The organism is Proteus sp. G2669 (assembly GCF_009915245.1).
Lineage (GTDB): Bacteria > Pseudomonadota > Gammaproteobacteria > Enterobacterales > Enterobacteriaceae > Proteus.
This window is the reverse complement of record NZ_JAABLX010000041.1, coordinates 24,294-44,797: the sequence shown is the minus strand read 5'-3', so window position 1 is coordinate 44,797 and position 20,504 is coordinate 24,294. Positions and strand designations below refer to the sequence as shown.

Annotated in this window: 16 protein-coding genes and 4 tRNA genes; 4 read left to right on the top strand and 16 right to left on the bottom strand. The window is 39.2% G+C overall.

Annotated elements, in window-relative coordinates:
- Window positions 1-37: 37 nt before the first annotated feature.
- Window positions 38-2,632 carry a class I adenylate cyclase gene (locus GWI68_RS10655; protein ID WP_166540259.1) on the bottom strand — a complete coding sequence of 865 codons (2,595 nt, stop codon included), beginning with the start codon at window positions 2,630-2,632 and terminating at the stop codon, window positions 38-40.
- A 998-nt stretch (window positions 2,633-3,630) separates the two neighbouring features.
- Here GWI68_RS10655 and hemC point away from each other — a divergent pair.
- The 4 genes from hemC to hemY are packed head-to-tail and all read left to right on the top strand — an operon-like array spanning window position 3,631 to window position 7,817.
- Window positions 3,631-4,572 (top strand): hydroxymethylbilane synthase, encoded by a 942-nt coding sequence (gene hemC / locus GWI68_RS10650; RefSeq protein WP_166540258.1) that lies wholly within the window; start codon window positions 3,631-3,633, stop codon window positions 4,570-4,572.
- Complete coding sequence (hemD, locus tag GWI68_RS10645; protein WP_166540257.1) at window positions 4,569-5,306, top strand: uroporphyrinogen-III synthase; 738 nt, start codon at window positions 4,569-4,571, stop codon at window positions 5,304-5,306. The genes hemC and hemD overlap by 4 nt, the downstream gene beginning before the upstream one ends.
- Before the next feature lie 20 nt (window positions 5,307-5,326).
- A complete protein-coding gene (hemX, locus tag GWI68_RS10640) occupies window positions 5,327-6,592 on the top strand; it encodes a uroporphyrinogen-III C-methyltransferase (RefSeq protein ID WP_166540256.1) in 1,266 nt (421 codons plus the stop codon).
- 4 nt (window positions 6,593-6,596) lie between these two features.
- A complete protein-coding gene (gene hemY / locus GWI68_RS10635; RefSeq protein WP_166540255.1) occupies window positions 6,597-7,817 on the top strand; it encodes a protoheme IX biogenesis protein HemY in 1,221 nt (406 codons plus the stop codon).
- Between the two features lie 84 nt (window positions 7,818-7,901).
- Here hemY and GWI68_RS10630 read toward each other — a convergent pair whose 3' ends face one another.
- The 15 genes from GWI68_RS10630 to wecB all read right to left on the bottom strand — a co-directional run bounded on the left by GWI68_RS10630 (window position 7,902) and on the right by wecB (window position 20,441).
- The gene (locus GWI68_RS10630; protein WP_166540254.1) at window positions 7,902-8,219 is read right to left on the bottom strand and encodes a hypothetical protein; all 318 of its coding nucleotides are present in this window, start codon (window positions 8,217-8,219) and stop codon (window positions 7,902-7,904) included.
- A gap of 956 nt (window positions 8,220-9,175) precedes the next feature.
- Window positions 9,176-9,252: transfer RNA gene (locus tag GWI68_RS10625), tRNA-Pro, on the bottom strand.
- Window positions 9,253-9,280: 28 nt separating this feature from the next.
- Window positions 9,281-9,367: transfer RNA gene (locus GWI68_RS10620), tRNA-Leu, on the bottom strand.
- 22 nt (window positions 9,368-9,389) lie between these two features.
- A tRNA-His gene (locus GWI68_RS10615) sits at window positions 9,390-9,465 on the bottom strand.
- A 65-nt stretch (window positions 9,466-9,530) separates the two neighbouring features.
- Window positions 9,531-9,607 (bottom strand) — tRNA-Arg (locus tag GWI68_RS10610).
- 217 nt (window positions 9,608-9,824) lie between these two features.
- Window positions 9,825-10,562, bottom strand: coding sequence for a lipopolysaccharide N-acetylmannosaminouronosyltransferase (wecG, locus tag GWI68_RS10605; protein ID WP_166540253.1), 738 nt, complete (start codon window positions 10,560-10,562; stop codon window positions 9,825-9,827).
- Window positions 10,562-11,926: an ECA oligosaccharide polymerase gene (wzyE, locus tag GWI68_RS10600; protein ID WP_166540252.1), complete on the bottom strand. Its 1,365-nt coding sequence runs from the start codon at window positions 11,924-11,926 to the stop codon at window positions 10,562-10,564. Before wzyE ends, wecG begins: the two co-directional genes overlap by 1 nt.
- On the bottom strand, window positions 11,923-13,008 hold the full coding sequence (locus GWI68_RS10595; protein ID WP_166540251.1) for a TDP-N-acetylfucosamine:lipid II N-acetylfucosaminyltransferase: 1,086 nt from the start codon (window positions 13,006-13,008) through the stop codon (window positions 11,923-11,925). The genes wzyE and GWI68_RS10595 overlap by 4 nt, the downstream gene beginning before the upstream one ends.
- The gene (gene wzxE, locus GWI68_RS10590; protein WP_109410122.1) at window positions 13,005-14,261 is read right to left on the bottom strand and encodes a lipid III flippase WzxE; all 1,257 of its coding nucleotides are present in this window, start codon (window positions 14,259-14,261) and stop codon (window positions 13,005-13,007) included. Before wzxE ends, GWI68_RS10595 begins: the two co-directional genes overlap by 4 nt.
- Window positions 14,262-14,263: 2 nt before the next feature.
- A complete protein-coding gene (gene rffA / locus GWI68_RS10585) occupies window positions 14,264-15,394 on the bottom strand; it encodes a dTDP-4-amino-4,6-dideoxygalactose transaminase (protein ID WP_166540250.1) in 1,131 nt (376 codons plus the stop codon).
- 1 nt (window position 15,395) lies between these two features.
- Window positions 15,396-16,109, bottom strand: coding sequence for a dTDP-4-amino-4,6-dideoxy-D-galactose acyltransferase (rffC, locus tag GWI68_RS10580; protein ID WP_166540249.1), 714 nt, complete (start codon window positions 16,107-16,109; stop codon window positions 15,396-15,398).
- Window positions 16,087-16,968 carry a glucose-1-phosphate thymidylyltransferase RfbA gene (gene rfbA / locus GWI68_RS10575; RefSeq protein ID WP_166540248.1) on the bottom strand — a complete coding sequence of 294 codons (882 nt, stop codon included), beginning with the start codon at window positions 16,966-16,968 and terminating at the stop codon, window positions 16,087-16,089. The genes rffC and rfbA overlap by 23 nt, the downstream gene beginning before the upstream one ends.
- Before the next feature lie 19 nt (window positions 16,969-16,987).
- Window positions 16,988-18,055: a dTDP-glucose 4,6-dehydratase gene (rffG, locus tag GWI68_RS10570; protein ID WP_109410139.1), complete on the bottom strand. Its 1,068-nt coding sequence runs from the start codon at window positions 18,053-18,055 to the stop codon at window positions 16,988-16,990.
- The gene (gene wecC, locus GWI68_RS10565; protein WP_166540247.1) at window positions 18,052-19,314 is read right to left on the bottom strand and encodes a UDP-N-acetyl-D-mannosamine dehydrogenase; all 1,263 of its coding nucleotides are present in this window, start codon (window positions 19,312-19,314) and stop codon (window positions 18,052-18,054) included. The genes rffG and wecC overlap by 4 nt, the downstream gene beginning before the upstream one ends.
- The gene (wecB, locus tag GWI68_RS10560) at window positions 19,311-20,441 is read right to left on the bottom strand and encodes a UDP-N-acetylglucosamine 2-epimerase (non-hydrolyzing) (protein WP_069369918.1); all 1,131 of its coding nucleotides are present in this window, start codon (window positions 20,439-20,441) and stop codon (window positions 19,311-19,313) included. Before wecB ends, wecC begins: the two co-directional genes overlap by 4 nt.
- Window positions 20,442-20,504: the final 63 nt, after the last annotated feature.

Here is a 20,504-nt window from a genome sequence, read left to right as displayed (position 1 = left end):
TCAAAGCTCCCATTATTGTTTATAGACCTATACTCAATTAAGAGTGTTGCACAGCTTTATAATCTGTAAATCCGTGGGCAACAACATTCATCTCAGGTTGAGCCTCTTTATTACCTAGATCGGATAATTTACCAAATGATCCGCCAGCAAAAGGTAACACTTGTGTTGATCCTTCCACTTTCACAATTTGATAAAACTGCGGCAAGTTAAAATTAATAAAGCTTGAGCCATATGTGAATCGATCATGAGAGGAAGAGTAAAAGCGGCTAACATCTTTCACTAACTCTTCTTTGCTTCCTTCACAATGGGAATAAATTTCGACACGATTTGCTTCATCTAAAATATAGATATTAAAGACATTATTATCTTCTGTAGTTTCAAAGAAGAACTGGATAATCCCTTCACACGCAAAACCATCAATGACCGCAGGTAAATAACGAGCATCTTTATCCAGCTTAACAGGCAATCCATGAAGTTTGTTATATGAAATTGCACCATAAAACTCGATAGCATTTTCTAATTTTTGCACCGACACATTTAGGCGCTCAAAAAATAAACCCCAAGTTTGTCCAGCAATACGTAAAGCTTTAAAACGTCCCGGCTCTAAACGATTCGTTGATAAACGTAGCTCAATACATTCTGATACTAACTGTTGCACGCGGGTACGAATTAAACCACGTAGATGTTGGCTATAGCAGAATACTTCAACAGAGGCCGGTGGCGCCGCATCTTGGTGCATTTTACCTAAAATCGTTTTTAACGATTCCAACATAGATTGTGTGCCACTGAAATGAAGAGTTCTTACCTCATTCCAAGAGTTGCGGTACAACAAATCAATGCTACCAATAAGACATTGCTCTTTTTCACCAAAGCTAAAAACATCCAATTTTCTAAAATCAAAGTGAACCACTTGATCAGAAAAACTTTCTGTTGGATCTGTTTCCAAATTGACAATAATGGCTAGATGTCTAATTTCGCAAGGGCTATACAATGCTTTTGGTGTTGGAGCTGGTAAACGAATAGGGAAATGGCTCGACATATCCCTGACTAATTCATGTAGTTTAATTTCATCACAAGAGGAATCCCCTTGATGAATATAAACACGAGATCCTTTTGTTAACAGCCCATTAAAATAAGACCACGCCACTAATTTATTTAGGTAGCGGTTATATTCTAATGGTTGATGCCCAACGATATTTTCAAAATCAGGGGCACGATTATATAAATACCATCCGCTACGATTTGCTCGGCCTTGTGGTACATAAATAAAGGTTAAATGTGACTCTGATAAATCAGGTGATATTTGCGGATTAACCAGTGTTACTTTACCAGGCAATGCTTCGAATGCCGCATAAAGTTTACGTGTTAATACACCAATATCTTGTGGGCTTGCACTGACACTCAAATTATTGCGACGCGCAAAACGGATAAGATTACGATAGCTTTGCATCATCGTATCTAATAGTTCATTGTGCGCATCACGTACTCGCTCGATTTTCCAGCTATCACGGGTATCGAGTATCGTTAACCGTTCGTTATCCCATTGCCACTGAGTCACTAATTGAGATAAGACTTGTCGTCTCCAACCTTCGGATTCATTTTGTGTTTTTTCGTTAGATAATTTTTCACACACTTTTAGGTAGAAACAGCGACGGATAAGATCAAGGCGGGTTAAATCATTGATAGAAACTAAATAACGCGTAACACGCTCAAGCATCATACAATAAGCATCTAAACCGTAATTGACGATTTCACCACGGTGAAGATGTTGCTTCATCTCTAATGCCAGCAGTTTTCCATTAGGATAATCCGCGGAATAAGCTTCTAATAAAATACTTTTTAATACCGCTTTATATGGCGAATCAACGCTTTTATAAAGCTGCCATAAACTTGCACCAAAATACTCTTCGGCTGAAAGTTCACCTAACCCCCCCAAATCTAACCACTCATTGGGTGTTAATACGCCCTGAGCATAAAGGGAGTTAACATATTCATCATAATGGTGTTCTTCTTCTACTGGCACCATCGTCCATAGCAAGCGTTTACCTGCAAGACGTACCGCAGTACGGTAAAATTCGTCAAGTAAAAGAATATGTTGAGTAGAACCACAATCCTCTCCACCTAAGCTACCGCTTGCATGATGGCGAAATCTATTTTCATCGATTAAGAAAAATGTAACGTCAATGCCTAGCTCACCAGCCCACTGTTCAATCAGTTGGCACTTGCGTTGTAAAAGCGCACGCTCATCCTGATCCAGCCATGATTGATGGCAGACCCAAATATCAATATCAGAGCAGTGACTTTGCCCAATAGAAGAAGTGCTACCCATCGAGTAGATGCCAGTAATTGGCAACTCTCCGCTGGCGTACCCTTCCATTGGCTCATCACATAATGCGTTAATCAGCTTATTGGCCCATTGACGTTGCATGTCATCAGGTTCAAAGAAACATGTACCGTGAGGAACATTTCCTTGTAGGTAGCCGGGTAACTCAGGATGGTGGTAATGCAATAAAACAGGAATTAAACCATAGACCTGTTTAAAAACATCACACATCGATGCAAATGCTCGTTCCAGTCTGAGTTGATTAATCGCATCCAGCCGTTGCTTCAGTGTTTCAATATAAAGATACAAGAGTTTCGCCTGAACAATACTAAGAAGATAGTAGAATCTGAGTTTATAAGTGACCGAGCTTGAGTTAATCCATTATTAATAGATAAAACTTTACTAACAAAATCTCGGAAACGTGATCAATTTAACACCTTGAGCGCAAGGCGTAAAGAGGAACTCAAAATATAGCACCAAGATCTAAAAACGATATTTAAGGGCTTAATCGTGTAAAGCTTCAATATTAATATGTTTATAATCATATAGATAAATCATTTTATTTGTGAAAAAAATGATAATAAAAATATCTCAATCCACCATTTAACCTACAAAAACCCCTGCTTACTTGATGATGAACAACAAAATAAATACTGACAAAACTTAGAAAATGACTAAAAAAATGAAAATAAAAATAACCACTTGATAAATATATATTTTTATTTTTCTTGTTGTTTTTTTTATTTTTACATTCAAATAATGAAATATTTTTTAGTATTAAAATAATAATATTTAAATAAATGTTTTATGTTCATTAAATATTTATTTACTTTAAATTTTAATTTATTTTTTTATTTTTTATTATTTCTCTTATTTTTATTTAATAATATTTTTGTTAAATTTTATCGTATATTTATATATGAAAAAATAATTACTAAAAAAACGTTATCTAAAATAATGGTTGTTTTATCAATGTGTTCAGATTAGGTATTACATTTATCTTATTTACCAACAACCAATTGTTAACAAAAATGGATCAATGTTTTATTTTTGTAAACAACCACACTCTTTATATAGATATAAAAAGAATAAAACTCAGAAAATAAATAAATTCATCGTAGTAGATCACTATTTTACTTATTTTTTATTTCCTTTTTCTTTTTTTCTTTTTCGATTAACCCTCTATTTCTTTCATTGTTATCACGACTCAAAGCGCCTTAACTGGAAAATTGAGCCTTAAAGTGTTAAAACAATGCCTTATTTCTAAACAAAAATATCGCTAATCGCTCGGAAGAGATAATACTATTATGTCAAAAAGTACCATCCGTATTGCTACCCGCCAAAGCCCTCTTGCTATGTGGCAGGCGCTCTATGTGAAAGAACAACTACAACTTGCTCATCCAGGTTTAGTCGTCGAATTAATACCGATGGTCACTAAAGGTGACATCATTTTAGATACACCTTTAGCTAAAGTGGGTGGTAAAGGGCTCTTTGTAAAAGAATTAGAACTTGCTCTACTTGGATCACGCGCAGATATCGCCGTTCATTCTATGAAAGATGTTCCGATTGATTTTCCTGAAGGTCTAGGATTAGTGACAATTTGTGAACGCGAAGATCCTCGAGATGCCTTTGTTTCTAACCATTATGATTCATTAGAGCAACTCCCAGCAGGTAGCATTGTAGGCACATCAAGTTTACGCCGCCAATGTCAATTAAAAGCACAACGCCCTGACCTGATTATTCGTGATTTACGAGGTAATGTTGGCACCCGCTTAAACAAATTAGATAACGGCGATTACGATGCTATTATTCTTGCTGTTGCAGGCTTAAAACGCCTTGGTCTAAATGAACGTATCCGCACACCATTATCCGCAGAGCAATCTTTACCTGCAGTTGGACAAGGTGCTGTGGGTATTGAATGTCGTTTAGATGACAATGATACTCGTCAGTTATTAGATGCTCTCAATCATTCCCGAACAGCAATTTGTGTTAAAGCAGAGCGTGCAATGAATACGCGCCTTGAAGGCGGTTGCCAGGTTCCAATTGGAAGTTACGCTATTTGGCAAGATAACAAAATTTGGTTACGGGCTTTGGTCGGTTCACCTGATGGTGAAACTATTTTACGTGGTGAGCGTTTAGTATCCCCACAAGAAGCTGAAACCGCAGGTATTTCTCTGGCTGAAGAGCTTTTAGATAAAGGTGCCAGAGCCATTCTAACAGCGGTATATCAGGGTAATGCACCCGCATGAGTATTTTAGTCACTCGCCCTGATCCTGCTGGAAAAGCATTAACCCAGCGTTTAATTAATGCAGGTAAAACAGCATTTCAAGCACCTTTAATAGAGATCACCGCAGGTCGTGAGCTTCCTTTATTAGATGCTAAACTAAAAGGATTAAAGGCGGGTGATTGTGTTTTTTTACTTTCTAAAAATGCGGTGTCATACGCAAACAGGCAACTGAATCAATTACAACAATCATGGCCAGATACGCTATCCTATTATGGAATAGGTCAAAGCACAGCAAAGGATTTCCAACATTTAAGCGGTCTTTCTATTCACTATCCTGAGCAAGGAGAAACTAGCGAAGATCTTCTCGCGCTTCCTACACTCAATCTGGTGAAAAATAAACAGATCTTACTGCTTAGAGGTAACGGTGGTCGTGACTTACTTACAACAACATTACGCCAACGAGGTGCAATGATTGATGAATGCGAATGTTACCAACGCCTATTTATTAATTATTCCCCTGACAATTTTGCGCTTCAGTGGGAAAAAGCACAGGTTGATACACTTGTTGTCACTAGCGGTGAAATGTTACAACAACTCTTTGATCTGGTCGCTGAATCTAAGAAAGCATGGCTGTTAAACTGCCATTTACTGGTGGTGAGTGAACGATTAGCAACAATAGCAAAAACATTAGGGTGGGAAACCGTCACCGTTGCTGAAAGTGCCAATAATGATGCTTTATTTCATGCATTAATATAGAACCTAAATGAGACGCCGATATGACGGAACAGAAAAATACAAATGATAATGACTTGCCAAAAGATGCAGCTAAAGCTGATGAGAATGTCCGCTATCAGGAAGTCAAACCTGTTAATAACAAGCGCTCAGGTCTAATTGGAAGTGCTGTTGCTATCCTTGTTATTTTGGCAATCGGTGGTAGCCTTTACTATTACACCAATCAACAAGCATCAAAGCTGAGTGTAGAAAATCAATCACTCAAATCTGAGCTTGCCCAATTACAACAACTCCAAAATACTTATCAACAACGCTTTGACAATATTGATAGCATGTTTAACTCACAAAAACAGACTATCGATAAATTACAAAACGAGCGCCAAACAACAGAGCGTCAAATTCAAGATCTACAAACACGTTTTGCCGCTATTTCCAGTGCAGATGTGAAAAGTTGGCTATTAGCGCAAGCCGATTTTATGGTTAAAATGGCGGGTCGTAAGTTATGGAATGACCAAGATGTGGTGACCGCAGTAAGTTTACTAAAAGGTGCGGATAGTAGCTTGGCAGAAATGAACGATCCAAGTTTACTTGAAATTCGTCGTGCTATTAATGAAGATATCAGTAGTTTAGCCGCATTAACCAAGATTGATAACGACGGCACTATCTTACAGATAAATCAATTAGCTAATCAGGTTGATAATCTGCGTTTAGCAGATCTTGAGCGTAATGGCTCACCAATGGATAAAGATGACGAAACTATTTCAGGTTCGCTGTCAGATTGGAAACAAAACCTAAGTAAAAGCTGGAAAAGCTTTATGGATGACTTCATTACTATCCGTCGTCGAGATACTGAAGCCGTTCCTTTATTAGCACCCAACCAAGATATCTATTTACGTGAGAATATTCGTTCACGTTTATTAATTGCTTCCCAAGCTGTTCCTCGCCATCAGACTGAGATCTACCAGCAATCGCTTGAAGCAGTATCCACTTGGGTTCGTGCTTATTTTGATACCTCTGATCCAAGTACAACCGCATTTTTAGATACGGTATCTGAATTAGAGAAGCAACCTATTACGCTTGCAATGCCGTCAGAATTGAAAAGCCCGACATTGCTAGAAAAGCGTGTAGAAAAACAAATCCGCAATCTACTGGCACAAAATGAGTATGCAGAGCCACAAGTAACTGAAGTGCAAGCTGTTGAAGCCCAAGATGCTCAAGCCGTAGAAGCTGATAGTACATCGAAAAGCGTACAAGATACCGCAGCTGATAGCGCAACGGCTGATACAGCAGTAACACAACAAGGAGAATAAGCTTATGTTAAAAATACTACTCCTTTTTGTGGTGCTTATTGCTGGCATCATTTTTGGTCCACTATTGGCAGGCCATCAAGGTTATGTGCTTATACAAACGGATGATTGGGATATTGAAACCAGTGTGACCAGCCTTGTCATTATGTTTGTTTTACTGCAATTAGCACTGTTACTAATTGGTTGGAGTTATCGCCGTTTTATTGGTACAGGTTCAAAAGCCTATAGTTGGTTTTCTTTCCGTAAACGTAATCGTGCTCGTAAACAAACGAGTATGGCGTTAATGAAATTAGCAGAAGGCGACTTTAAAGAAGTTGAAAAACTGATGAGTCGCAACGCAGACTATGCAGAACAGCCAGTTGTAAACTACCTATTAGCAGCAGAAGCTGCACAACAGCGTGGTGATGAATTCCGAGTTCAGCAACACCTTGAACGAGCAGCTGAACTTGCCGATACCAATCAACTCCCAGTTGATATTACACGGGTGCGTATTTTATTAGCGCAAAATGAAAATCATGCGGCACGTACTGGGGTTGATGAATTATTAAATCAAGCACCTCGCCATCCTGAGGTTTTACGTTTAGCTGAAACGGCTTATACCCGAACCGCTGCTTGGCAAGCATTGCTTGATATCATCCCATCAATGCAAAAAATTGCGTTGCATACAGATGATGAATTAGAGCAATTACGCCAAAAAGCCTACATTGGCATTATGGGACAAAAAATGTCCGAAAGTGGCTGTGATGGGCTAAAAAATTGGTGGAAAGCACAACCACGTAAAGTACATCATGATAATGCATTACGTGTTGTTTTAGCTGAACATCTTATTGAGTGCAACGATCCTGTTACTGCTCAAACGATCATTTTAGAAGGGATCAAACGTCAGTATGATGAACGCTTGATCTTACTATTGCCACGTTTAAAAAATACAGATGCTAATGTGATTTTAAAAGTGCTAAATACACTGATTAAGCAACATGGTCCTACACCATTGCTCAACAGTACATTAGGTCAAATAGCCATGCAGCAAGGGCAATGGGTACAAGCAGAAACGGCATTTCGTAATGCGTTGAAACAGCGTCCTGATGTTCATGACTTTGCGTGGCTTGCTGATGCCTTGGATAAACAGAAAAAATCTGAAGAGTCGGCTAAAGTGCGTAAAGATGCTTTATTAATGACACTGAAAAAAGATTCAGTCATCTTTGAAGAGCCGAAAAAAAGTAAGTAAGCTCATTCGATAAAAATGTGATCATAAATTGTTTGATTAACTGATTTAAAAACCCTCTTTATTATTGAGGGTTTTTTATTTTATTTAAAAGCCATGTTGAAATAACAACACCACTTCTACACATAAAGTCAAAAAGATATATACCCAAGCAATACGGTAAAAACGGCTGGGTATTCCTTTCACGTTTTCTTGATTAAATGACAAATAATATTTTCTTGCTTGGTAAAACACCACGATATAAATCAGTGCAATCCCCTGACAAAGAAAAGCCACATATTTAGCCCATGATTTGCCACCAATAATCAGCATAATCAACGGGATCAAAAAGAATAACAATGGGCCAAACTTCTCTATAAGAAAGAGTCTTTCCTGTGCAAGGTATGCTTTTTGTTTATTTATCATAATGCTGCTATCTCCCGTCTATCCTTGCGCTGGATGATAACGTGATAACGCGATGAACACAAAACGGATGAGCTATATGGCGTAAAAAAAAGCATATAGAAAAAAACGCCTGTATAAAACTATACAGGCGCATAAATATACAATCAGGTCTACAGACGGATGGTGCCTCACTCAACGTTTCGTCCTGTTGATGATGAATGATGTTCATCGTTAACGTGGACGTAGGCACCGAATAATCGGCTCTGCATCATTCCTAGGTTTATGAAGTCAAAGCTATCATAAGGAGTGGAATGAGCATCTACAATATAAATAATGCATTTAGCGTGCCAATTTTTATTTTTTTGATAATAAAAATCTCCCACCTCAAAAAGATAAGATAACTTATTGAATTTTAGTTTCCCTTTTCTGTTTCACTCATCCTTTATGATAAAAAGTACGTCACCTATGCTTTCATGCTGCTATTGCTAAATAGAAAAGAAAATATAAGGCCTAACATACGTCTCTTTTTCACGACAAGAAAAACACACAAGTTATTTAATGGCATTAAATCAATAGGTTAAATGTCACCTATTGACGACATTAAAAATGCTAAGTGTTGGCATTTGCCGACATAAAAAATAAAATCTTTATATTTCATATAATTAAATTATGATTTTTTATTAACTCACCTATTCATTTTATGAAGATTAAAATAAGGCAATAAATTAAATTATTAATAAAGCTTAAGTGATAAGACCAGATATCACTTATAAAGAGTGACGATATTATTCCTATGTGAGATCAATTAAGAATAAGCACCAGAAAAAATAGCCAAAGCTAAAATTGGATATGGATATGGATATGGATATGGATATGGATATGGATATGGATATGGAAAATAAATATGCTGAGTTTAAATGTAAAGTTATAAATCGCAGATACGAAAAAGCCCCGATAAAATCGGGGCTTTCTCTTATTGGTCGGCGAGAGAGGATTCGAACCTCCGACCCACTGGTCCCAAACCAGTTGCGCTACCAGGCTGCGCTACTCGCCGTCTGAATCACTGCTCTTATCTTGTTTATTGGTGCGAAGGGGGGGACTTGAACCCCCACGTCCGTTAGAACACTAACACCTGAAGCTAGCGCGTCTACCAATTCCGCCACCCTCGCATAAACAATAACTAAGATAAGATGGGGTGGCTAATGGGACTCGAACCCACGACAACTGGAATCACAATCCAGGGCTCTACCAACTGAGCTATAGCCACCATAACAGCTATCTTATTTACTTCTTACAACAACGCTCTTCACCGTAACTCTTAGCACGCTTTAATGGCGCGCCCGACAGGATTCGAACCTGAGACCTCTGCCTCCGGAGGGCAGCGCTCTATCCAGCTGAGCTACGGGCGCTTCACGCCGTTGCGGGAGAGGATAGTACGGATTTACGCACTGTCTGTCTAGTGCTTTTTGAAAAAAAAAGTTTGTTTGACGATAGTTTGTGCACTTCGTCGATAAATGGAGCGTTTTTACACGCTAAACGCCCCACCAGTATAATAATCAAACAATGAAGATGCTAGATGAAAGTGTGAATAAATCATTTAGCTAACAAACAAACGCTCAATGACCATCACAATTTATTGGAATAGTAGTATCCAACAAATTTTAGTAACTTAAATTGGCGCTTAATTCGGCTTGGTTGTGATAACAAACGATATAACCATTCTAAGCCAAGGTTCTGCCATGCTTTAGGTGCTCTCTTAACATGACCTGTAAATACGTCATAAGTCCCCCCCACACCCATATATAATGCATCAGGGTAAATCTCACGACATGCACGAATAAATAACTCTTGCTTAGGTGAACCCATAGCAATAGTCACTATCTTCGCACCAGAGGCCTTTATACGCTCAAATAACGCATCTCTATCTTGAGGTGTGAAGTAACCATTTTGACTCCCAACAATATTCACATTCCATTGTGATTTTAGCTTATCTTCGGTTTGAGCTAGAATTTCTGGTTTGCCACCAACAAGAAAGACTGGCGTTCCTTCTTTACCTGCTCTTTCCATTAATGCTTCCCATAAATCTGCGCCCGCAATACGAGAAACATTGGCATCTGGATACTTACGGCGAATACCCCGCACAACACTAATGCCATCGGCATAAAGATAATCTGCTTCGTTAAGCAATTCATTCAAGGCGGTATCGGTTTCTGCGGTTAGGATTTTTTCTGCATTTATCGCAATTAGAGATCCACTTTTTATTTGTGTTCCTTCATAAAGATAATCCAGAAAATGAGCCATATCGCGAAATCCCCAGATATTATGTCCACGGATTGAATACTTCGGAATTGAATTGGATCCCATTACTTTTCCTTTTTCTCTAAACGAGGTTCACCTTGTATTTGACGAGTCACGTAATTACGCACTAATCCCGCGCTTTCAAATAACCAATACAGCAGTTTTGCAACAACTAAACATAAACCAAAAACCAGACAGAAAAACACAACACGAGAGACAAAGGAATCAACCCCTTCTCGCGCTAAAACAATCATATTAAAAATAGCCCCAAAGCAGAATGCTTGTAAAATAGCGGATTTATAACGATTGTTTTCATTAAGCCCTTGCTGATACAACCAATCAAACCATTTAATAATTAATCCCACCACGATTGCACCTAATGGGATAAACACAACGCCCCCCATCACCACTAAAGAACCAATTAAGGTTGGTGAAATCGCAAGGCCTGCATGGTAATCAAGGACTTCCCATGTAAAGTAGTTTGCTGAATTGAGTACCACATCAGGACGCTCAGGCCAAACCCAAGAAGGAATAAAAACATAAAAATCACGAATAATCGGAGCAAGCCCTTGGAACTCAATCTTGTCATAATTATCAAGTAATAATGCTAAATTTTCCCAAGGAGAGAACGTATCACGAGTTAGGTACAAGAAAGTATAGAAAGCCTCAGCCCCACTGACATCAAGCCCATAGCGTTTTAATGCCAGCCAGAACATCCCGACAATACTCATCACCCCCGCAGCAACCAGCATCCACAACGTTATCCAACCACGAACAATGCCGATAAATAAAAACAGAGCAAAAGCGATAATGATATTCGCGCGAGTTCCCCCCACAATGATATAAGTTAAAATTCCGAAACCGACCGTTGCACACAGGAAGAAAATCCAGCGTTGTTGTGTCGGTTTTAAGAAATAAACCACCAGCATGGCGGGAATAAAGAAGTAGAAAAAGCGCTTAAGCGCCACACCAGATACTTGGCTTGAAAAAATTTGGCTGTATGTTTTGAGCTTAAAGAGTAAAAAACCATTTTGCAGGAAGAAAATTCCCACTGTCACAAATGCAATTAATGCCAATAAGATCCAAGTAAGATTAGTTTCTACTCTATTCATCGTAAATAACGACCTAGAAGGGCCGCTAACGGGTTTTCTCAACCTAACCTTATAAGTTACATAATAAATAGCATAGAAGCTGGTAGAGGCTAATAATGCGTATAATAATGAATCAACAGGAACAACGGCCACATCAAATTGGAACACCAACATACAGGTCAGTGGAAAACCAAAATAGAATGTCAGCAAATAGAGCATTGAGAAAAAAACATTAAAATTAAAACGAACTCGACGAAATTCTTGATAAGTCAGTAATAAAATAAAACTTAAGGAGATAAAATAAACGAGTGTTAAGCCACCCAGTTCCGCCAATGTCATTGGGGCTCTCCTGTGCTTATCTCAATCAACTGTTTCCAACCTTCAGTAAAATTAGGTGCAAAGAAGGCAATATTTTGGCGATCAAGCATAAGTAATTGACGTTGAGCTTCTTCAATCAGTGCAACATCTAATTTATCACCTGAGAAAAAGACTGGAACATTTTGTTCTGTTAAATCTTGCCAAAATGGGTTTTGACGGCTAATAACAAAAGGGATCGCAAATTGGATAAGTAGACAAAGCGTACCAATGCCTTGCTGGCGATGAAAAATAAAATAGCCTAAATCGCATGTCTTTAATAAGGCTAAATAATCATCAAATGCCAGTTTATCACGTAAAATTTCAACCTGATTATCAGGAAGTAACTGATTAACAGCGTGAGAGACTTCATCAATATATGCGTCATTATTATCAGGATATCCCATTGGGATAATCACTTTTGCGCGCGTTCCGTATTGTTCTGCTATCGATTGTAATGCTTCAACATGGCGATTTGATCTGTCTCCTGAATTTCCGACAATAATAGTGATTTGTTTTGCATCAATAGATGACTTTTCTGTCACAGTCAGAGCAGGATCCATTCTTGTTGGGAAATAGAGCAAACTTGCTGGAATATTAACGTTAAATTGCGCGAAGTAGTTAAGATCACCTCGTGTGCCAAACACTCGCCCTACCCGTTTTTGTGCCAACTTACGAAGAAGATAAAACAGTCTAAATTTGAGTTGCTTAGAATCCTGATACAGATCAGCCCCCCAAATATGCCACCAAAACTGATGACGCTTAATTTTACCTGTCAGTAATGCCAGCCAAATCGGAGCATTAAATTGGCCTAACAAAAGGAATCGTTGGTGAGTATCGGCCTTTGCCAATGTAATCACTCTCTGCGCAACCTGCTTTTTATCCGCTAAACACTCAATGTCTAAAGCTGGGTAGCTTTCTTGCAGTGAAGTATCTTTACTGGCAACGATAAAACGAGGTTTATACGTTAATCCCGCCTCAGTAACGAGGTGGTCGTTAAAAAACCGTAACATTGTGTTGTTATGATGCACAATGTCTGAACCTAGTACGTAAATCAAAGTTGTCATTTGCGCCTGCAATAAATCACGAAAACAGAACTACAGAGAAGGAAGTAAATAATATACGTTGCCATATAGGCTTGAGCAGCACCAAGTGCGCCATGTTCAGGAATAAGCCAACGGGAAAATAGTGTTAGTAAAGCAAATTGACTTACTTCTGTAAGGATATAAAAACGTAGTGCCGCTTTTGCAATGACCAAATAGCCAAAGACATAGGCGCCTACTTTTAAAACATCACCGACAAGTTGCCATGCAAATAAATCACGCATAGCGACAAATTTATCTGAAAACAGTAACCAAATTGCAAAATCACGCAATAACCACACCATAAAACTGGCAACGGCAACCGCAGGAAGTACAAACTTCAGTGATTTCACGATCTCTTTGGTAATATCACTCTTTTGCGTTAATCGAGAGAGTGTTGGCAACAAATAAACAGAAAAAGAGGCTGTAATAAACTGCAAGTAAGCATCTGAAATGCTAGTTACGCCTTGCCAAATACCAACATCATCCCAGCTATAGTGCTCAGCAAGTAGATTACGCATCATAATATAAGCGACTGGTAACGTAATCGATGTCAGTATCGCCATAATAGTAAATTTACCAAGATGGCTTGCTATTGCCTTATCCCAACGAGGTTTAAGCTCACTTAACGCAAATCGCTTACGTTTTACTACTAAAAATGTAGCAGGAAATAAAATAAGTGCAGGAACTAATGCAAGTCCAATTAATGCACCGTGATAACCCGCAAATAAATAGCATAAATAATAAGCAATAACACCAATAATGCTACCTGCGATCACAGATAAGGCATTACCAGCCGCATCACGATAACCTTTTAATATGGCAAGAAAATAGTTGCTATATGCTATTCCCATTTGAATAAAAGCAACGGCTCTTACAATATCCTGATATTGATGATAATCATCACCAAATAACACTTGGCTAATGGGAGCAGAAAAAAGAAGAAATAAAACAGCTAATAGTGTAGAGAACAGCAAGATCATAGCAGATGATGTGCCCAACACATTTTTGCGTTGAATATCATCATCTTGATATTGTGCGATTAATTTCGTTACACCATTAAAAATTCCCGCACCAGACAATACACCAAGTACGGTAATTAATTGACGAAAGTTACCTGCTAATCCCACGCCAGAAGGACCAAAGGAGACAGCGAGTAACTTGACGACAAGCAGGCCAGCCCCGATTTTTATCAGGGTTGATCCCGCTGTCCAAATTGATGCTTTGGCTAATGACATAATTAAGCAAAGAAATCGCGAATATGGCCAATAACGGTTTGCTGTTCTTCTTCTGTCATATTGTAGAACATAGGTAAACGCACTAAACGCTCACTTTCTTGCGTAGTGAAAATATCTTCACCATCAAAACGGCCAAATTTCATACCTGCAGGGCTGGTATGCAATGGCACATAGTGGAAGACAGTTAAAACATCGTGCGCTTTCATATAATCATTAAACGCAGTACGTTGCTCGATATTGTTCAGTTTGATATAGAACATATGCGCATTGTGTTCTAATCCTTCAGGAACGATTGGAAGCGCTAATAAGTCTTTCTCTGCTAATGGCGTCAATGCGTCATAGTAAATCTGCCAAAACGCTAAGCGACGCTCATTAATTTTTTCGGCTTCTTCAAGCTGTGCCCATAAATATGCAGCTTGTAAATCTGACATTAAGTAACTAGAACCAATATCACGCCAAGTGTATTTATCGACTTGTCCACGGAAAAATTGGCTACGATTAGTGCCTTTTTCACGGATAACTTCTGCACGATTGATTAAGTCAGGATCGTTAATGAGCGTTGCACCACCCTCACCACCTGATGAGTAGTTTTTAGTCTCATGGAAGCTATAGCAACCAATATGACCAATAGTGCCCAAAGCCTTACCTTTGTAAGTTGACATGACGCCTTGTGCAGCATCTTCGATAACAAACAGATTATGTCTTTTCGCAATAGCCATAATCGTGTCCATTTCACACGCAACACCCGCATAATGAACAGGCACGATAGCACGAATTTTATCTGTAATTGCCGCTTCAATTTTTGTTTCATCGATATTCATGGTATCTGGACGAATATCAACAAAAACAATGGTTGCCCCACGTAATACAAACGCATTAGAGGTCGAAACAAAGGTAAAACTCGGCATAATGACTTCATCGCCTGGCTTGATATCTAATAAGATAGCAGCCATTTCAAGCGATGCAGTACAAGATGGCGTTAACAGCGTTTTATGACAATGAAATTGTTCTTCTAACCACTTTTCACATTTTTTTGTGAAATTGCCATCACCACAGAGCTTGCCACTTTCCATGGCCTGTTTCATATATTCTAATTCGGTGCCGACAACGGGTGGTTTATTAAACGGAATCATATTATCCCCTGTATAACCAATAAGTGGTGCTCTCTATTAAGCCCCCACTGTGTGTGTATAAACGCGAAGCTGCAATATTGCTGATTTGTGTTGCAACATATAGGGTTGAAATACCTTGCTGTTGACACCAAAACTTCGCGGCCGACATCAGTTGTTTACCAATGCCTTGTCCTGTTCTATTGGGCATTACCGCAAGTAACCCCACTCTTGCTTCACTTTCAGATAGACGACGTAAAGTGACAAAACCACTTATGTTATTTTCAATATCATAAGTTAGTAAGCAGATATCATCGAACGTGCCTAGTACGGCTTTTTTAACCCATAATGCGTAAAAACGACTGCTATCGTATTCTTGATACCAAGGTGCTCGAAAACGACTTTGTACAAAAGCCTCTGATGCAGTTGTCATCAGTAAATTAATATCAGCGTCATTGGCTTTTCTAAAACATAATTCAGGCGCTTTCTTACAAGCATTTTCTATGCCAATTGGAAGTTTAAAATCAATTTCACCTTCCGCAAATTGAAAACCTAATTGACTGAGTTTATCGATGAGTGAAAGCTCATGAGATGCGACTTTAGCCTGAACTAGAGCAAATGCATCAAGCTGTTTGTCCATTAATACTGGCGCTCGAGTATCAAACTCAAGACGCCCTGTTTTGAGTGAGAAAAATTCACTTTCCCACTCAAGATAATTAATATTGGCGAGGACGGACATGTAATAAATCCAATAGATAGCGACCATAACCCGTTTTAGACAGTGATTTTGCACTTTCTCTTACTTGGTCATCATTGAGCCATCCATTACGCCAAGCAATCTCTTCAAGACACGCCACTTTAAATCCTTGGCGCTTTTCAACTGTTTGAACGAAAGTACTGGCTTCAATTAAACTGTCGTGAGTGCCGGTATCTAACCATGCAAAACCACGCCCTAACAGTTCAACATTAAGCTCACCACACTCAAGATACATCTGATTAATAGACGTAATTTCTAGTTCACCACGAATTGAGGGTTTTACTTTTTTAGCAAAATCCACCACACGGTTATCGTAGAAGTAAAGCCCTGTTACTGCCCAATTAGATTTAGGCTGTTCCGGCTTTTCTTCAATCGACAGTACTTTGAAATTATCATCAAATTCAACAACACCAAATCGTTCAGGGTCCATTACTTGATAACCAAAAACTGTCGCTCCGCGTTCACGTTGAGCAACTTGTTTTAGTTTTGGACTAAACCCTTGACCAAAATAGATATTATCGCCTAACACTAAACAGCAATGATCATCACCAATAAATTCTTCACCTAAAATAAACGCTTGAGCTAAACCATCTGGCGATGGCTGTATTTTATATTGAAGATGAACACCAAATGCAGAACCATCACCTAATAAACGTTGAAATGAGGTCATGTCATCGGGTGTTGTGATGATCAAAATATCTCGAATACCAGCAAGCATCAGAACTGAAAGCGGATAATAAATCATGGGCTTATCGTAGATAGGCAACAACTGTTTCGATACCCCTTTGGTTATCGGATGTAGTCGTGTACCAGAGCCACCCGCTAGAATAATACCTTTCATCATTTATCCTTTTACTTAATCAGTTTCCAAGCCCTAAACGTTCACCTGCGTAAGAGCCATCAAGTACACGTTTCCACCATGTTTCGTTATTTAAGTACCACAAAACAGTTTTACGAATACCTGATTCAAATGTCTCTTCGGGCTTCCAACCTAATTCAGCTTCAATTTTCGCAGCATCAATGGCATAACGCAGATCATGACCAGGTCTATCTTTTACATATGTAATTAAATCAGCGTATTGAGCAACACCTTCTGGTTTTGCTGGATATAACTCTTCTAATAGCGCACAAATTGTTTTAACAACATCAATATTACGGCGTTCATTATGACCACCAATATTGTAGGTTTTACCCGGTGTTGCTGTTGTTGCGACTAAATAGAGAGCTCGAGCATGATCTTCAACATAGAGCCAATCACGAATTTGCTCACCTTTTCCATAGACAGGTAATGGCTTTCCTGAAATCGCATTTAAAATAATTAAAGGGATTAATTTTTCAGGGAAATGATAAGGGCCATAGTTATTTGAACAGTTTGTGATCACCGTAGGTAAGCCATAAGTCCGTAACCATGCACGTACTAAATGGTCACTTGATGCTTTAGAAGCAGAATAAGGGCTACTTGGGGCATAAGGTGTGGTTTCAGTAAAGAAATCATCTGTACCTTCTAGATCGCCATATACTTCATCTGTTGAGATATGGTGAAAACGAAATGCCGCTTTCTTATCTTCAGAGAGTACTTGCCAATAATGACGAGCCGCTTCCAGTAATGTGTAAGTACCGACAATATTGGTTTCAATAAATGCCGCAGGACCATCAATAGAACGGTCAACATGACTTTCTGCTGCTAAATGCATCACAACATCTGGTTGATATTGAGCAAATAAGCGGTCAAGCTCTGCTCTATCACAGATATCAACTTGCTCAAACGCATAGCGTTCACTGTTAGCCACTGTCGCTAATGACTCTAAATTACCGGCATAAGTCAGCTTATCCACCACAACAACACTGTCATTGGTGTTTTCAATAATATGTCGAACAACAGCAGAGCCGATAAAACCGGCTCCACCCGTAACTAGAATGCGTTTCAACGCCATACTCCTTTCGTATCTACAATCCATTTTTGAGTGACTTTACTACCTGGGATCGCTTTAAATTGCTGATGATCAACGAGCATCAAGACAATATCAGCATCTTTTAATGCTTGCTCAGTTGACACTAACTCCGTGATCCCTTTCAGTTTTGTTGGTAACTCATGAATATTAGGTTCAACAGCCCATGTTGTACCGCTGTGCCAATCTGCCACTTGTTTGGTGATGTTCATAGCTGGGCTTTCACGTAAATCATCAATGTTAGGTTTAAAGGCTAAACCAAAGCAGGCTATTTTAATTTCATTAGCACGTTTACCCGTTTCAGTCAGGCAATCAGCAACCGCAGCTTTCACTTGATCAATAACCCACACTGGTTTGCCATCATTGACTAAACGCGCAGTGTGAATTAAACGAGATTGCTTTGGATTTTGTGACACGATAAACCAAGGGTCAACTGCGATACAGTGTCCACCAACACCTGGACCTGGTTGTAAAATATTGACGCGTGGATGGCGGTTCGCCAAGCTAATTAGCTCCCACACATTGATATCTTGGTCAGCGCAAATCAGCGATAATTCGTTAGCAAATGCAATATTAACATCACGGAAGCTATTTTCCGTTAGCTTACACATTTCTGCGGTACGTGCATTGGTGATAACACATTCACCTTCAAGGAAAATTTTGTATAGCTCACTCGCACGCTCGGAGGATTTACGGTTCATCCCACCAACAACTCGGTCATTACGAATAAGCTCAATCATAACCTGGCCTGGTAATACACGCTCAGGACAATAAGCAATATCAATATCTGCTTCTTCACCGTCTTGATGAGGGAACGTTAAATCTGGGCGAGCTTCGGCTAACCACAGTGCCATTTGTTCAGTAGAACCAACAGGTGACGTCGATTCAAGGATAATAAGGTCACCTTTTTTCAGTACAGGTGCAATAGAGCGAGCCGCTGATTCAACATAGGCTAAATCAGGCTCATGTTCACCTTTAAACGGTGTTGGTACCGCAATAAGGAAAGCATCTGCTGGCTGTGGCGTGGTATAGGCTTTTAAATGCCCCTCTTCAACGGCTTGTTTAACAACTTTATCGAGATCAGGTTCAACAATGTGAATTTGACCTTTATTAATTGTATCAACTGCATGCTGATTAACATCAACACCAATGACGCTTTTTTTACGAGAGGCAAAAGCTGCCGCTGTAGGTAAACCAATGTAGCCGAGGCCGATAACAGAAATAGTTTCAAAACTCATAATGTCACCTGATTTTTTTTCAATGCTTCAAGAATACGTTGGCAGGCATGTCCATCACCATAAGGATTTGTCGCCTTACTCATTTGGTGATACGCGTTTTCGTCTGTCAATAAAGAGGTTACTTCGCTAACAATACGTTTGGTGTCGGTTCCCACCAGGCGAACAGAACCCGCTTCAACTGCTTCTGGGCGCTCTGTTGTGTCTCGCATGACCAGAACGGGCTTACCTAATGAAGGCGCTTCTTCTTGGATCCCACCAGAATCGGTCAAAATAAGGTAAGCATGGTTCATTAGATAAACAAATGGGAGATAATCTTGTGGCTGTATTAGTTTAATGTTGTCAATACCGTGAAGAATGCGTTGAACAGGCTCACTCACATTTGGGTTTAAGTGAACAGGATAGACAACTTCAACATCAGGGTGCGCTAAGGCAATTTCAGCTAATGCTTGGCAAATACGTTCGAAACCACCACCAAAGCTTTCGCGACGATGCCCCGTCACAAGGATCATTTTTTTATCTGGCTGAATAAAAGGATAGTTTACAGCGAGTTCATTCAAGAGTGTTTGATTGCCCATCACTCTATCACTCACCCAAAACAGTGCATCAATAACAGTATTTCCGGTAACAAAAATATTTTTATCTGCAACCGCTTCTCGTACCAGATTTAATTTTGCTGTCTCTGTTGGCGCGAAATGATACATGGCAAGATGCCCTGCAATGGTACGGTTGGCTTCTTCTGGCCATGGTGAATAAAGATTACCTGTACGCAATCCTGCTTCCACATGACCAACCGGAATTCGTTGATAAAAAGCGGCTAAACTTGCTGCCATGGTTGTCGTTGTATCACCATGCACCAAAACAACATCAGGTTGGAATGATGCTAATACCGGTTTTAACCCTTCTAAAATACGACAGGTAATATCCGTTAAATCTTGTCCTGGTTTCATAATATTGAGATCATAATCTGGTTTGATCTCAAAAAGATTTAATACCTGATCAAGCATTTCTCGATGTTGGGCCGTAACACATACCTTCGCTTCAAACGAATCATCATTTGCTAAAGCGTGCACTAAAGGTGCCATTTTTATCGCTTCAGGGCGTGTGCCAAAAACAGTCAACACTTTCACAGTGGCTCTCTTTTTTTCGTTGTTATATCGCTTATTTTTGGGAAAGCAATATGCCCTTATACT